The 13,915-nt window shown below is 37.2% G+C and carries 14 protein-coding genes (1 of these 14 cut by a window edge); 6 read left to right on the top strand and 8 right to left on the bottom strand.

All coding sequences use genetic code 11. The features are described from left to right. Positions 1-564 carry the beginning of a hypothetical protein gene (locus IPI15_RS07965; RefSeq protein WP_287401648.1) on the bottom strand. It extends 762 nt beyond the left edge of the window, so the window shows 564 of its 1,326 coding nt (coding positions 1-564); the start codon lies at positions 562-564; the stop codon falls past the left edge of the window. A gap of 199 nt (positions 565-763) precedes the next feature. On the opposite strand from IPI15_RS07965, the gene IPI15_RS07960 reads away from it, so the two are divergent. The 6 genes from IPI15_RS07960 (at position 764) to accC (ending at position 6,304) form a co-directional block, all read left to right on the top strand. Further along, a complete protein-coding gene (locus IPI15_RS07960; protein ID WP_287401647.1) occupies positions 764-1,489 on the top strand; it encodes an outer membrane beta-barrel protein in 726 nt (241 codons plus the stop codon). Between the two features lie 190 nt (positions 1,490-1,679). Next, positions 1,680-2,648, top strand: coding sequence for a KpsF/GutQ family sugar-phosphate isomerase (locus IPI15_RS07955; RefSeq protein ID WP_287401646.1), 969 nt, complete (start codon positions 1,680-1,682; stop codon positions 2,646-2,648). A 76-nt stretch (positions 2,649-2,724) separates the two neighbouring features. Next, on the top strand, positions 2,725-3,720 hold the full coding sequence (locus IPI15_RS07950; protein ID WP_287401645.1) for a beta-ketoacyl-ACP synthase III: 996 nt from the start codon (positions 2,725-2,727) through the stop codon (positions 3,718-3,720). Between the two features lie 83 nt (positions 3,721-3,803). Next, positions 3,804-4,367, top strand: a complete 564-nt coding sequence (gene efp, locus IPI15_RS07945; protein WP_287401644.1) for an elongation factor P — start codon at positions 3,804-3,806, stop codon at positions 4,365-4,367. A 41-nt stretch (positions 4,368-4,408) separates the two neighbouring features. Then, positions 4,409-4,894: an acetyl-CoA carboxylase biotin carboxyl carrier protein gene (gene accB, locus IPI15_RS07940; protein ID WP_287401643.1), complete on the top strand. Its 486-nt coding sequence runs from the start codon at positions 4,409-4,411 to the stop codon at positions 4,892-4,894. Between the two features lie 69 nt (positions 4,895-4,963). Beyond that, complete coding sequence (accC, locus tag IPI15_RS07935) at positions 4,964-6,304, top strand: acetyl-CoA carboxylase biotin carboxylase subunit (protein ID WP_287401642.1); 1,341 nt, start codon at positions 4,964-4,966, stop codon at positions 6,302-6,304. A 393-nt stretch (positions 6,305-6,697) separates the two neighbouring features. Here accC and IPI15_RS07930 read toward each other — a convergent pair whose 3' ends face one another. From IPI15_RS07930 to IPI15_RS07900, 7 genes are all read right to left on the bottom strand, one after another. Next, the gene (locus tag IPI15_RS07930) at positions 6,698-8,053 is read right to left on the bottom strand and encodes a HAMP domain-containing sensor histidine kinase (protein ID WP_287401641.1); all 1,356 of its coding nucleotides are present in this window, start codon (positions 8,051-8,053) and stop codon (positions 6,698-6,700) included. Beyond that, positions 8,037-8,741, bottom strand: coding sequence for a response regulator transcription factor (locus IPI15_RS07925; RefSeq protein WP_287401640.1), 705 nt, complete (start codon positions 8,739-8,741; stop codon positions 8,037-8,039). The genes IPI15_RS07930 and IPI15_RS07925 overlap by 17 nt, the downstream gene beginning before the upstream one ends. Before the next feature lie 148 nt (positions 8,742-8,889). Beyond that, positions 8,890-9,714: a hypothetical protein gene (locus IPI15_RS07920; RefSeq protein ID WP_287401639.1), complete on the bottom strand. Its 825-nt coding sequence runs from the start codon at positions 9,712-9,714 to the stop codon at positions 8,890-8,892. Positions 9,715-9,721: 7 nt separating this feature from the next. Next, on the bottom strand, positions 9,722-10,234 hold the full coding sequence (locus tag IPI15_RS07915; RefSeq protein ID WP_287401638.1) for a toxin-antitoxin system YwqK family antitoxin: 513 nt from the start codon (positions 10,232-10,234) through the stop codon (positions 9,722-9,724). A gap of 102 nt (positions 10,235-10,336) precedes the next feature. Then, positions 10,337-11,716, bottom strand: coding sequence for a vanadium-dependent haloperoxidase (locus IPI15_RS07910; protein ID WP_287401637.1), 1,380 nt, complete (start codon positions 11,714-11,716; stop codon positions 10,337-10,339). A gap of 612 nt (positions 11,717-12,328) precedes the next feature. Then, positions 12,329-12,703, bottom strand: coding sequence for a hypothetical protein (locus tag IPI15_RS07905; protein WP_287401636.1), 375 nt, complete (start codon positions 12,701-12,703; stop codon positions 12,329-12,331). A 378-nt stretch (positions 12,704-13,081) separates the two neighbouring features. Then, a complete protein-coding gene (locus tag IPI15_RS07900; protein ID WP_287401635.1) occupies positions 13,082-13,885 on the bottom strand; it encodes an enoyl-ACP reductase FabI in 804 nt (267 codons plus the stop codon). Between the last annotated feature and the right edge of the window lie 30 nt (positions 13,886-13,915).

Genomic DNA, 13,915 nt, shown 5'->3' with positions numbered 1-13,915 from the left:
GATCACTCCTAAAGGTCTTAGCTTAAATGGCTTATTATTTAAATCATAACCAACAAAGTTGCCTACTATACTTTTATTATCTCTGGGGTCAATGTATTCGGAGCAGAGATCAACAAAAGAGGTATATGATATTCCTGATTCTAGAACTATAGAATTTGGCAAAAAGGTATAAGAATATTTATTTCCTTGTCTGTCAGAACCATTAAAGGCGTTAAAGCCACCGCCACAACTTTTTTTATTTAGGCCACTTCTGATTTTTATTATAGCAGGACGATCTGTCATGAAGACACGCACATCCTCGTAATAACCTTCCTTTACGATTCTGATCAAATTATGTTTCGAGCTAACTTTCACCTCATTAAATCTATAAATCCCTCTTTGGTCAGTTTGAGTGGTTACTCCATTAAACGAAACAATAGCTCCAATACCACCATAATCAGGAGGAACAATACCCATTATTTCACACACATAGAATACTTCCTCATTGGTAGGTTCTGCCATTTCCATTTTTGTACAACTCTCAAACGTTAAAAGTAGAAACAATAAAATTATTAAGTTTTTCATATCAAAAGTTTTATGAAGCATAATCAGAAATAAGGATCAAAATAGTTTACGAAAGTATAAATTTCCGCTTTACCGCTACATTTTTAAATATTCTTTAACTTTTATTGTTTCTCTTATCACTATAATGTAAAATAAAAGCCAGAATTTTTAAGAATTCGAAAATTCGATGTACTTTTAAACTTACAAATTGCACAGAATCATGAAAATATTCCTTCCATTTTTGCTTTTAATTGTTTCCCTCTCTGCCTTTGGCCAATTCTCCTCTTCACTTGACTGTGTAGGTGCCATGAATATTGGTTACAGATACATTAACCCACATAAATCTGATGTCCCATCTGGATTTGTAGATATAAGAAATAAAGAACAAGTGGGCTTGAGAGCAGACTTTGGTTTAAACTTCAATAAAAAGTTTGGATCAAAATTATATTTCAAAACTGGACTGAGAATGGCAAACAAAGGATACAATAGCTATAAGCTTAATACTCTTAAATGGGGATTAGATGGTAAAGATGGCGTATATCACCCAGACTTTCCAACCGGTGGCACAGAGGACAAGAGCTCTCAATTTAAATACCATTATTTCTTTCTGGAAATGCCTGTTATGATCCGTTATGAATTTATTCAAAAGTCTAAAATCTCCATATATATGGAAGCCGGTAGCGCAGTTTCTTACTATCTTCAATCTGTCACAGTCCATAATTACGGCACCGACAGAAAAGTATTTAAGGAAAATGAACAATCGATAAATGACTTTCAGATCTCAGCAATCCTTGGAGTCGGTTTAAACTATCAATTAAACAATAAGACTCAACTATTCTTACAACCTACATTTAACTATCAATTGACAGATCTGGTTAGCGCACCTGTTAATGAGCATTTATATTCAGCAGGTTTGGAAATAGGATGCAGGCATCGGATCAAATAATTCCAATCAATTGACATCTTCTTCTCTTTCATTAACATTGTATAATTCAAATTGTAAAATATTACTCCTATATATATATATGGTGTATATTATTTTATAAGGCACTAGAATGGGTCTATATCCCTCAATCTTTAGATATTTGCAGCGCATTTGAATAGAATATATCAATGTTAACCGTACATCCTCATTTATGCCAGAAGACAAAAATTCAATAATTGATAAGGCTATCAAGGTTTTTGAAGCCGAGATCCAATGTCTTCAGGATGTCAAGGATCAATTGTCCGATTCATTTTATGAAGCAGTTTCACTTATTTATCGCACACCGACCAGAGTCATCGTCACGGGTGTCGGCAAAAGTGCCATTGTAGCACAAAAGATAGTGGCAACCTTTAATTCTACAGGCACACCTTCTATCTTTATGCACGCCGCAGACGCTATTCACGGTGATCTGGGCATCATTCAGGAAAATGATATTATACTCGCACTATCCAAAAGCGGTGACACCCCTGAAGTTAAGGTATTAATTCCTTTTTTTAAAACAATGGGGAATAAGATCATCGGCATGGTCTCCAATAAAAATTCTGTTCTGGCCCGTGAAGCAGATGTTCTGCTATACATACCAGTAAGCAAGGAAGCTGATCCGAACAATCTTGCACCTACATCTTCTACTACGGCCCAAATGGCTATGGGTGACGCCCTTGCTATAGCACTTCTGTCTGCAAAGGGATTTTCTGATAAAGATTTTGCCAAATATCATCCGGGTGGAAATATTGGCAAACAGCTTTATCTATGCGTGAAAGATCTTTGCCATTTCAATGAAAGGCCAAGTGTAGGAATAAATGCAGGAATAAAAGAAATTATTGTCACTATCTCCAGTGGCAGACTTGGAGTTACTGCTGTAGAAGATAATGGACAAGTAGTTGGAGTAATTACAGACGGCGATCTGAGAAGAATGCTTGAGTCAATTACTGATACTTCAGTGATAAAGGCCGCAGATATTATGACTAAAGCACCCAAAACAATTCAAGGAGATGAACTGGCAGTAAAGGCGCTTCATGTACTTCAAGAAATGAATATCACCCAGCTATTAGTTATGAATGATGACTTATACATTGGTGTCATCCATATACATGACCTTTTAAAGGAAGGTTTTATATGACCATTATTTTAAAAGTAAATAATCAAAAAACTATACCTTCACTACAAGAAGTAACAACACTAACCAAAATAGATAAATGATACGAGCAGGAATAACAGGTGTTCATGGAATTGTTCCACCAACGGTGCTTTCAAACAAAGACCTTGAAAAAATGGTCGAGACCAATGACGAATGGATTGAGTCGAGAACAGGTATCAAAGAAAGAAGAATTTTTAACAGCCCTGGTATGGGAGCAAGTGACCTTGCACTACCCGCAGTTCTTGAGCTCTTGAAAAAAACAAACACTGCGCCAGAGGAGGTTGAATTACTTGTACTAGCTACTGTAACCGGCGACTTTATATTTCCTGATACTGCCAACATCCTTTGTGACAAAGCAGGTCTTGTAAATGCTTATGGATTCGATGTTCATGCTGCTTGCAGTGGATTTTTATTCGGCCTGACTGCTGCTTCTAAATTCGTTATGACAGGTACACACAAGAAAGTTATCGTAGTCGGAGTGGATGTGATGTCAGCAATCGTAGATTATACGGATAGAGCCACCTGTATAATATTTGGAGACGGAGCAGGCGCTGTCATGCTGGAGCCGGTGGAAGATGATTTGGGCATCGTGGATTCTGTCCTAAAAGGTGATGGTTCAGGCAGACATCTACTACATATGAAAGCGGGTGGTTCAGTAAAGCCTGCTTCACATGAGACAGTGGATGCTCGTGAGCATTATGTTTATCAGGAAGGTAAGCATGTTTTCAAATATGCTGTGCAGGGCATGACCTCTTCAGTAGCCGAAATCATGAAAAGAAATAACTTAACTAACGATGAGATTGCGTGGTTGGTGCCACATCAAGCAAACATGCGTATCATAACTTCTGTGTCGGAACAATTGGATTTTCCAATGGAAAAAATAATGATTAATATCCAAAAGTATGGCAACACTACTGCAGGAACACTACCGTTGTGTCTCTGGGAATGGGAAGATAAGTTGAAAAAAGGTGATAATGTAATTCTTACAGCTTTCGGCGGAGGATTTACTTGGGGGGCAACCTTGCTTAAATGGGCATATGATAAGGTAAAATAGAGTTTTCAACTATTTTAATTCGTAAAAATGGTAAAAAGGTATTAATTTTATAGCTTTGCGCCTTAAACAAACAAGATACATATATGGCAGATACCGGCGACATAAGAAAAGGATTGTGTATAGATTACAACCATGACATTTTCGTTATAACTGATTTTCAACATGTTAAACCAGCCAGAGGTGCTGCTTTTGTCAGGACTTCTATGAAGAGTATGACAAATGGTAAAACTCTTGAAAACACATGGTCTTCTGGACACAAGATAGATATAGTCCGAGTAGAACGTCGTAAATTTCAATTCCTATACAAAGACGAATCAGGATTAAACCTCATGGACAATGAGTCTTTTGAGCAATTAGCCATACCGGAAGACATGGTGGATAGTCCCCAGTTTCTTAAAGAAGGCATGGAAGTTGATATCTTATACCATGCAGAAAAAGACCTCCCGCTCAGAGTCGAACTCCCGCAATATATCAATGTGCTCGTCACATATTCTGAGCCAGGTGCTAAAGGCGATACTGCTACTAACGTAAATAAGCCGGCTACTATCGAAACAGGCGCAGTGGTTAAGGTGCCACTTTTCATCAATGAAGGTGATACTATCAAAATAGAAACGCTGACCGGTGCTTATGTAGAGCGTGCCAAATAACTCTAATTTCTACTCATTTTTGAATATACAATCCAGTTATTATGACATATAAAGAAATTCAGGAATTAATCCGCCAGGTATCTAAATCTGATCTTGCCGAAGTGAAAGTAAGAGATGGGGAATCTGAAGTTACGATTAGAACAAAGCATTTTTCTGCAAAGAACAATGGTGGATCTGTCGTGTACCCACAGATGAGTATGAGCCAGCCTGCCGCTATGCCTCAACCTGTTCAACAGACAGCGCCTCAATCAGGAGATCTATCTAAACAGGCTGAAAATGCCGCAGATAGTGGTTTGAAAGAAATCAGGTCTCCTATGGTTGGTACTTTCTATAGATCTTCAGGACCGGATAAGCCATCTTTTGTAAAACCAGGCGATTCAGTTTCATCAGGTTCTGTGGTTTGTATTATAGAAGCTATGAAGTTATTTAATGAAATTGAATCCGAAGTTACCGGAACTATAGTTAAGATCATGGTAGAAGATGCTTCTCCGGTAGAATATGATCAGGTACTTTTCTTAGTAGAGTAATTTGTGTTTCTGCCTGATACCAATAATTAATCAGGTTAAAATGCGAAATTATCATAAACAGAACACTATATGTTTAATAAAATACTGATAGCCAACAGAGGTGAGATTGCTCTTAGGATCATTCGCACCTGTAAAGAAATGGGCATCAAGACTGTAGCTATATACTCTACTGCCGACAAAGAAAGTTTGCATGTGAGATTCGCTGACGAAGCTGTATGTATTGGGCCACCCCCATCCAAAGATTCATATATCAATATCCCAAGAATCATGGCAGCCGTTGAGATCACCAATGCTGATGCAGTGCATCCCGGATATGGTTTTCTCTCAGAAAATGCTGACTTCGCAGAGGTTTGCACGCAATATGGCGTCAAATTCATCGGTCCTACTCCTGATCAAATCAGAAGGATGGGAGATAAAGTAACAGCCAAAGCAACGATGATCGCAGCTGGAGTTCCTGTAGTACCGGGTTCTGATGGACTTGTCCCTGATGTCGCCACAGGCATAAAAATATCTAAAGAGATTGGGTTTCCTGTTATTATCAAAGCTACCGCAGGTGGTGGTGGTAAAGGAATGCGCATCGTTTGGTCAGCAGAAGAATTTGAAGTAAACTGGGATAATGCCAGAAATGAGGCAAGAATCTCGTTTGGTAACGACGGAATTTACATAGAAAAATACATTGAAGAACCTCGTCATATAGAATTCCAGATCATAGGAGATCAATTTGGTAAGGTAGCGCACTTATCTGAAAGAGATTGTTCTATTCAGCGAAGACATCAAAAACTGGTAGAAGAAAGTCCATCACCATTTATGACGCCTGAACTCAGGGAAGTAATGGGTGCGGCAGCCATCAAGGCAGGTCAATGTATCAACTACGAAGGTGTTGGAACTATAGAGTTTCTTGTAGATAAATACCGGAATTTCTATTTTATGGAGATGAATACTCGTATCCAGGTAGAACATCCTGTGACTGAAGAGGTTATAGATCATGATCTGATTAAAGAACAAATTAAGGTTGCAGCAGGACTTCCGATCTCTGGTAAATCATACATACCTACACTTTGTGCGATGGAATGTAGAATAAATGCAGAAGATCCATTCCATGATTTCAGACCGAATCCAGGCAAAATAACTTCCTTTCACAGTGCCAAGGGACATGGAGTGCGTGTAGATACACATGTATATGCAGGATATACCGTGCCACCCAATTATGATTCAATGATTGCAAAAATTATTTGTAAAGCACAAACAAGAGAGGAAGTTATCCTTAAAATGCAAAGAGCTTTGGATGAATTTATAATAGAAGGCATCAAGACAACTGTTCCTTTCCACCAAAGATTATTAAAAGATCCTAAGTTTATTGCCGGAGATTTTAATACGAGTTTTATGAATACGTTTGATTTGACGGAGTGAGGAGTTTGAAAGTGAGAAGGTGAGAAAGTGAGAAGGATCGGAATCCGGCACAATCCAGATTACTGATTACCGATTACTGATTACCGATTACCAATATAATCAAGGCACTCAGCCCAATCTTCGCATATTACTCATTACTCATTACCGATGAAAGGTGAGAAGGTGAGAAGGTGAGAAATCAGGCATACTCCAGATTGCTGATTGCTGATTACTGATTACCAATTACCAATATAATCAAGGCACTCAGCCCAATCTGCGCATATTACTCATTACCCATTACTCATTACCTATGAAAAGTGAGAAGGGGAGAAAGTGAGAAGGATCGGAATCAGGAATACTCCAGATTACTGATTACTGATTACTGATTACTGACCACTGATAACTGACCACTAATTACCCAAACTTTACTGTAAATAACGAACCAACATTTGGCTCCGACTGAATCTCCAGTTTAATTTGGTGCGCATTGAAGATGGTATCTGTCAAAGAAAGTCCAATGCCGTAACCTTTGATATGTTTGCTCTTGGTATTGCGGTAGAATGGTTGAAATATGTGCTCCATCTCTTCTGCCTTTATGCCATAACCATTATCTTGGAATCTCAGTACTTTAACTCCATCATTGCTTTCAATAGAAATATTAACTTTTTTATCTGGAGAAAATTTACAACAATTGTCCATCAGGTTTAGAAAAGCTAGTTTTAGTAAAGAATCATTACCTATTACTGTAAGATCCTTTTCTGATTCCAACCTGCCTATGATATCAAAATTAACAGTGTAATCCGGGTTGGCACGCTGCAATTTAGATTGGCATTCAAGAATAGCTTCATCCAACTGAAAGGGTTTTACTTCCAGCATAAACCCTTCGGCTTTCATTTTAGCCATTTGCAGGAGATTCTCGGTAATATCAGCGATCTCTTTAACATCCTCTCGTAATGAAGCAAGCGTATTACGGTATTCATCAACAGTTCTATTTGATTGAGACAATAGTACATCAACCTGAGAAAGCACCACAGAGATAGGGTTCTTTAGTTCATGTGACACATTACTAATAAACATCTTCTGAAATGTAAAAGAATTTTGGATCTTTGAAAGTAAATTATTTATAGAGGAAATGAGATGTTCTATTTCATCTTTTGATTGGGATGATTCCAGCCTTCCTTCCAGCTTAGACATGTCAAGACCATTCATCTGAGTTACTATTGAAAACAGTGGGTTCAAGGCCTGACGGGTGTAAAAAAAACCACTTATAGCAACAAACAGTAGTCCAAGAACAATTGCTAACAAGATGATTTGACGTAGGTCCATCAATTCTTTTGAATTAAAAAAAGAAGAGGCTAAGACATAATATTTTGAACCCTTGCTTGTGGTGAAAGGTAGTCCATAATAATAGATATCTCCCTGTCTATAAGTATTTTCACTTTCAGAAAATTCAATTACATTAAAGGGAATACCGTCACTTCTATTTCTATTAAAGGAAAAGACCTTTTCATTTTTCGAATTAAAAATAATTACATTATCACTTATGGGCAGACCTTCTTTATCATTCTGAGGTGTGATGTCTTCTATTTTCTCCAGATCACCATCATGCAGCACCATCTCGGCCGTCATGTGCGCCTTAGTTTTTAAATTATTGTAATACTCATTGTCTGTAATCCGCTTAAACCTGGAATACACAAAAAACATTGAAAAAATTAATATTGTCGCTACTACCAAGAAAAACTGAAGTGTAAGCTTAACCCTTATTTTCATGGATCATGTTTTCAGATTTGAAAATATATCCTACACGTGATAAGGTATGAATTAGTTTTTCATCAAAATCCTTATCCAATTTATTCCTAAGAAAATTGATATAAACCTCCAGCACATTCGTACTGGTTTGAAAGTCGAGGTCCCATATCTTGGACAGCAGTTCCTGCTTAGATATCGTTTTTTCAGAATTGAGTAGGAAATAATTAAGCAGTTCAAATTCCTTCGGAGTAAGAAATATTTGAATTCCGTCGCGGGTAACTTCCTTCGTCTCTGGGTTCAATTCGATACCTCCATATGATAGTATTTCATATGAATTCTTGATTATCACCGGGTTCCGTTTGATCAAGGCTCGGACTCGTACCAGCAATTCTCTAAAATCAAAAGGTTTAGTGAGGTAATCATCAGCTCCTGCTTCATAGACTTCAAGTTTCTCTTCCACAAGGCTTAGCGCAGTTAACATGAGGACGGGAGTGTTTATACTCTTTTCTCTGATAGATTTGAGCATCTGAAGGCCGGTCTTTTGAGGCATTTTAATATCAGAAATGATGACCTTGTACTTATTGGTTAGTATTAACTTTTTCCCTTCAACACCATTTATAGCCGTATCAACATTATAGCCATTCTCCTCGAGACCCTTCTTCAGCGATTTGAGTAGTTTTTCTTCATCTTCGACAATTAAAATCTTCATTTGCTTGGTCCTAAAAGTGTTTTAGATTTTACAAAGATAACTAATAAATTATATATATAAAATAATTATATATAAAAATTATGATTAATGAATAACCATGAGACTATTCAAATGGATTTTTATCGATGTAACCCTACATAACTTAAAATCACCTTGCAAGATCAGGATTAAAATAATGAGTGAATTTATAAATAAGTAAAAGGCAAAGTGGAATTAAATAGTCCCCTACTCTTTCAATGGTCTCAAAGATATCAAATGCGATTCCTCGCAAAGGATAGATGGATTCGATCATAAGTTTAAAAATCATTACAAATATCATCAGTCCTGTCAGTCTTGGTTTCCACAAGACCAAGATAGCTAGCACTATTTCAAAGGCTCCAAAAAAATACATTCCTGTAGCCTCGGTTGGATATCCCAGAAAAGAAAGATTTTTGATAAGGTTAGGCTGGAAATGTATCATAGCAATACCTGCATGTCCTATTAATAGCAAAAAAAGACTTAAACGAAGTATTTTTTCAATCTTTATATATCCATACTTTAATTTTTCTTCATTAGTTATTTCATTTTTGGCGATCATATTTAAGCAGATCAAAAGCGCTATTGGAGGTCCGAAGTTACCTGCCCTTTCTATAAATTCTGAAAATCCCATTGCAGCCAGAGGCCTGAGTAGCGCCGTAAAAGCTGTCCAGAAAATAGCCCAATAGACCAGCCATTTATTAGAAACAAAAAGAATGAGCACCCCCACAATGATGTCAATAGAGCCAATATAAGGCATAATTTGTAAGGCAATAACCTCAGGTACATTAATTATTTTGAAAAATGGCAGCCAACCCGGCTTAGAAACCAAACCCCACATCCCATGACCAATAAAGCAAGCCGATACAGAAATCCTCAGGATCATGACGATCAGTCGGAAAACAATTATCGACTGCTCAGTCATAGTTGCACTTTGACGAAATGTAGCTCGGTGCATTTGGATATTATTTTTTATCTAGATTTAAACTATCTATTACTTCAGAAACGAGGTCATTCTTATAAAGTGCAGCAAATTCCTGCCGCCCCGCCTTACTGTATCTATACATCCAGCCGTTCTTTTTATCATTTTCGAAAGAATAGATAAAGCGAATTTCTCCGGAATCATAGTAAACGGTGTCCTTATCTCTTTGTTTTCCGGCTTCAAAATATTGGACTTCTTTTAATTTACCATCAGGGAAATAAACAGTTGTCTTGCCATCCTGCAGGTCATTCTTAAATCTTTTGATAATCCTAATTCGCTTACCATCTTCATAATAATCAGTCATAGTTTTCGTATCGGCATCCAAGAATCTAACTTTTCTAATGACGATACTATCCTTATTCTTTATGTCTTGCTCTCTGTCGATGTAAGGACGATATTGATGATCCTGATCTTGCGATCCAATATTGCTCTTAGGCTCATTCTTACAGGAAGTCAAAAGAAGAAAAGGAATTATAAGAATTGCTAGTTGTTTCATTAATCGTTTTTGATTCATTTTGAACAATGTCAAGTCATAGGACTTCCTATAAAATAAAATACCCTGGCGATTCCACCAAGGTATTTAGTCATTTCGAAATAATTATTTTTTCCAAGGCAGATTATTCACTTTTCTTCCTATCTCTGTACCATAAGTAATCCCCGCTTCTGAATCCATTCTAAGATGCACTCCCAGTGGTACTCTGGACCAGGCAGCTTCTTGTGCCATGGCAAAGAAACTTGGAAAACTACGTGGTTTGCCTGTAAACTCTGTTCTATACTCATGACATTTATCAGACATTGCATAGCCATATCCAAATTGACTTGCAAGGATTTCTGCAGCAGCAGAGGCCATTGTCGCGTGTCCGGAAGGATATGCCGGGAAAGATGGTGTATTCCCCTCTTCATTGGTCATCGGGTTATATAAGGATGGGATCCAATTTGGATCCATAACTCTTCGGATATAAGTCTGAGGTCTTTCAAGATTATAATAATATTTAGAATTCCAGCATCCGACGGAGGCATCATTAACGGCGACGCCAATCTTTGCGACCGTCACTACAGCCTCTTCAAGATTAGATTCGTTTATATCGAATACTTGCATTGCTATTGCTATCCAACGTGGACCGGGGCTGAATGTCAGATTCACAAAGTCATCACTCCAATATTCTGCAACCCATTCTTTTTCATATGAATAAGTAGGAGTATTCTGTGCATATACTTCAAGTGCCTGAGCATAAAATTCTGATTTCGTATCTTCTGAAAATGGAAGCGGTGCTGCGCAAATTTTCTCAGCATCAGATTTGAGAGCAAATGTTCTGGCCTTTCCCCAGACTCCACCCATAGCTTCTCCCGGTCCAGGAAAAGTAGGCACCCAATGCCCCACAGATGAAGTGTGCTCTCTCCAGTCATATCCTTGGAAGGGGTTCAAATAATGTTCATGACCGATTACATCAGTTTTGGCGTAATTCCATATGATCTCTGCTACTTCTGCACCTCTTGCCTCTGAGCGAGCGATGATATCTTGGGAAACGTTTTTAGAATATTTAGCTAAGTTGTTAGCATAAGTTGTTTCTACCTGTGCCTTTTGTTGCTCAGTAGCCTTACTAAAGAAAAGTGGCAAAAGATAATGATAAGAAGCATTTATAGCCAAAGGATAGTTGTAGTCAAGATTTGGGTCTGCTGCAGGTACATTAAAACCAGGCCAGACGCCACTCATTGATCTATAAGCTGGCATTCCTACAACACAAACTTCATAAGCTGCCAAGCCAACATATGCAAGTCCTCTAGGTGCGGGACCAGGTCTGTAACCACTTGAATACCTTTCTACTTCAAGAAATGTCTGGTTCCAGCTATTTATTATTTTATGATCAAATGTAGATACTTTTATTGCTTCTTTGGTGGGTGTATTTTCTTCACCCTTTTCGCAACCAGCAATAAATATTGCTAAGAAAAGGAATACTAATAAGTTTAAATGTTTCATCGATGTAAATAAAAATTAGGTTTATAATTATGAGTTATAAGCAACAACTAATCGCGAAGATAGGCACAATATGCCGTCTGCATACAGCAAAATTATTAAAAAGTTATTAAAAAGGAATTTCTGCCAGAATTTAAGATGGTTTTAGCTTTAATTAATCACAACTGACAGCTAGTGATTTATAACAGTATTTACAAATTAAAATATGTAATGTCTTTAGATAGAGTACGATATTCTACAAGATAAAACTTAATCTAAAAATCTTTTTAGTTGCATCATTCTTTAATTCAATTTCGACCTATCAAAATAGTAACCATAAAATTATTTTAAAAAAAACCACAAACATTACGCTTGTGGTCTAAGATTCTTTGAAAGAATATTACTAAATTAAAGTTTCAAGATTAGAAATGAAACTTTTAACGTGGCGCTGTTACTCATTCTAAAGTTAGAAATTAGAAATCAAAAGTTAGAAATCAGAAGTTAGAAATTAGAATAAAACCCTGATGGTTGTGTACAGCAGATGCCAACGTTTAGCCAAAAGGATAAGAATTCAAAAATTAACTAACTATTTGATATTCAAAAATATGAATGAAATAATTTCGAGGCTTAAGTAACTTATTTGAAATACTCACTGATATATTCAACCAGATGAGCATCGTCCATCTTATTAGAAGTGCTCTCACTTGAAACAACATTTTTATATTGAGCCGTTTCAGCAAGGTATTTCATAAATTGTTCCTGGATTTGACCGGTACCTGTTATGTGAATCTCATCAACATTCTGCATAACGCTCGTTATCTCTTTGAAAAACTTGTGGGTTAGCGCAATTTCTTGGTTATGGGCAGCATTTTCATTAGAATTACTATCCGGTCCTGCATTTTTAAAATGTCCAAGAAGTGCGAAGTCTCCTGAGTCAACTCCTTCTCTTCCAACTACTGATGCATGGCGCGAATCCATCCATACCCCAAACTGTTTTTTGTTTTTTTCCATTTCTTGATTTTTTTAAAGTTAGTTAACTTGAATGTCGCATGTTAAATGCTAAATGACTGATAATGTTTACCAACTGTTGAAAGTCCATGTTTCAGACTTCTGACTTCTAATAACTTGTTGTTGATAAGTAATGAGTAATTGGTAATGGGTAATGGGTAATGGGTAATGGGTAATGGGTAATGGGTAATGGGTAATGCAAAACTGTTGCAATCTTTTCACACCCTCACCTATTACCACCATCTATTTATCAACCAATTCTCCTCTTTCGGACCTCTGACCTCTGAATTCTGAATTCAGATTTCTGATTTCTGATTTCTAATTTCTGACCTCTAGAGTCTAGAGTCTAGTATCTAGAGTCTAGTATCTAGAATCTAACATCTACATCTCCAACACTTTCGGATTGATACCCATACTTGAGAATCCACCATCGTGGTATAAATTCTGCATGGTTACATATTTGGTATAATCCGAAAATAAAGTGACACAATAATCTGAAAAGGCTTCAGCACTTGCATTCCCTAAAGGTGACATATCATCTGCGTAGGAGTAAAAATCCTTAAATCCTTTGACTCCACTTCCGGCAGTCGTCATAGTTGGTGACTGAGAGATCGTATTGACCCTTACTTTATTGCGCATGCCGAAGTGATATCCGAAGTTGCGGGCGAAAGATTCCAACAATGCCTTAGCATCAGCCATTTCACTATAATCAGGGAAGATTCTTTGGGCAGCGATGTATGTCAAGGCTACGATGCTGCCCCAATCAGCCATGGCATCCTTAGTATATAATTCATGCATGATCCTGTGAAATGAGATCGCAGAGATATCAAAAGTCTTCTGCATGAACTCGTAATTCAAATCAGTATAATGTTTGTCTTTGCGCATATTGACAGACATGCCTATACTGTGTAAGACGAAGTCGATCTTTCCACCAAAATGTTCTAAACTGCCGTCAATTAATTTTGCGATGTCCTCATTGGAAGTTGCATCAGCAGGGATGACAGGAGCGCCAATTTTTTCAGACAATACATTGATTTGTCCGAAACGAAGGGCTACGGGTGCATTGGTCAATACGATAGAAGCTCCCTGAGCATGACACGTTTCAGCAACTTTCCATGCAAGTGAGTTTTCATCAAGTGCTCCGAATATTATTCCTTTTTTTCCTTTTAAAAGATCGTTTGACATAAGTTTAAGATTCTCTTTATTAATAATTTT

It is taken from the genome of Candidatus Brachybacter algidus, assembly GCF_016707225.1.
In the GTDB taxonomy this organism is placed as follows: domain Bacteria; phylum Bacteroidota; class Bacteroidia; order Chitinophagales; family Saprospiraceae; genus Parvibacillus; species Parvibacillus algidus.
This window is presented reverse-complemented; position numbering and strand designations above follow the sequence as displayed.

Bases quoted from the DNA above. Each gene is read 5' to 3' on its own strand.
- IPI15_RS07910 (WP_287401637.1), bottom strand. From the start codon at position 11,716: ATGAAACATTTAAACTTATTAGTATTCCTTTTCTTAGCAATATTTATT.
- IPI15_RS07950 (WP_287401645.1), top strand. From the start codon at position 2,725: ATGATACGAGCAGGAATAACAGGTGTTCATGGAATTGTTCCACCAACG.
- IPI15_RS07955 (WP_287401646.1), top strand. From the start codon at position 1,680: ATGCCAGAAGACAAAAATTCAATAATTGATAAGGCTATCAAGGTTTTT.
- IPI15_RS07930 (WP_287401641.1), bottom strand. From the start codon at position 8,053: ATGAAAATAAGGGTTAAGCTTACACTTCAGTTTTTCTTGGTAGTAGCG.
- IPI15_RS07960 (WP_287401647.1), top strand. From the start codon at position 764: ATGAAAATATTCCTTCCATTTTTGCTTTTAATTGTTTCCCTCTCTGCC.
- IPI15_RS07905 (WP_287401636.1), bottom strand. From the start codon at position 12,703: ATGGAAAAAAACAAAAAACAGTTTGGGGTATGGATGGATTCGCGCCAT.
- efp (WP_287401644.1), top strand. From the start codon at position 3,804: ATGGCAGATACCGGCGACATAAGAAAAGGATTGTGTATAGATTACAAC.
- IPI15_RS07900 (WP_287401635.1), bottom strand. From the start codon at position 13,885: ATGTCAAACGATCTTTTAAAAGGAAAAAAAGGAATAATATTCGGAGCA.
- accB (WP_287401643.1), top strand. From the start codon at position 4,409: ATGACATATAAAGAAATTCAGGAATTAATCCGCCAGGTATCTAAATCT.
- IPI15_RS07915 (WP_287401638.1), bottom strand. From the start codon at position 10,234: ATGAAACAACTAGCAATTCTTATAATTCCTTTTCTTCTTTTGACTTCC.
- IPI15_RS07925 (WP_287401640.1), bottom strand. From the start codon at position 8,741: ATGAAGATTTTAATTGTCGAAGATGAAGAAAAACTACTCAAATCGCTG.
- IPI15_RS07920 (WP_287401639.1), bottom strand. From the start codon at position 9,714: ATGCACCGAGCTACATTTCGTCAAAGTGCAACTATGACTGAGCAGTCG.
- accC (WP_287401642.1), top strand. From the start codon at position 4,964: ATGTTTAATAAAATACTGATAGCCAACAGAGGTGAGATTGCTCTTAGG.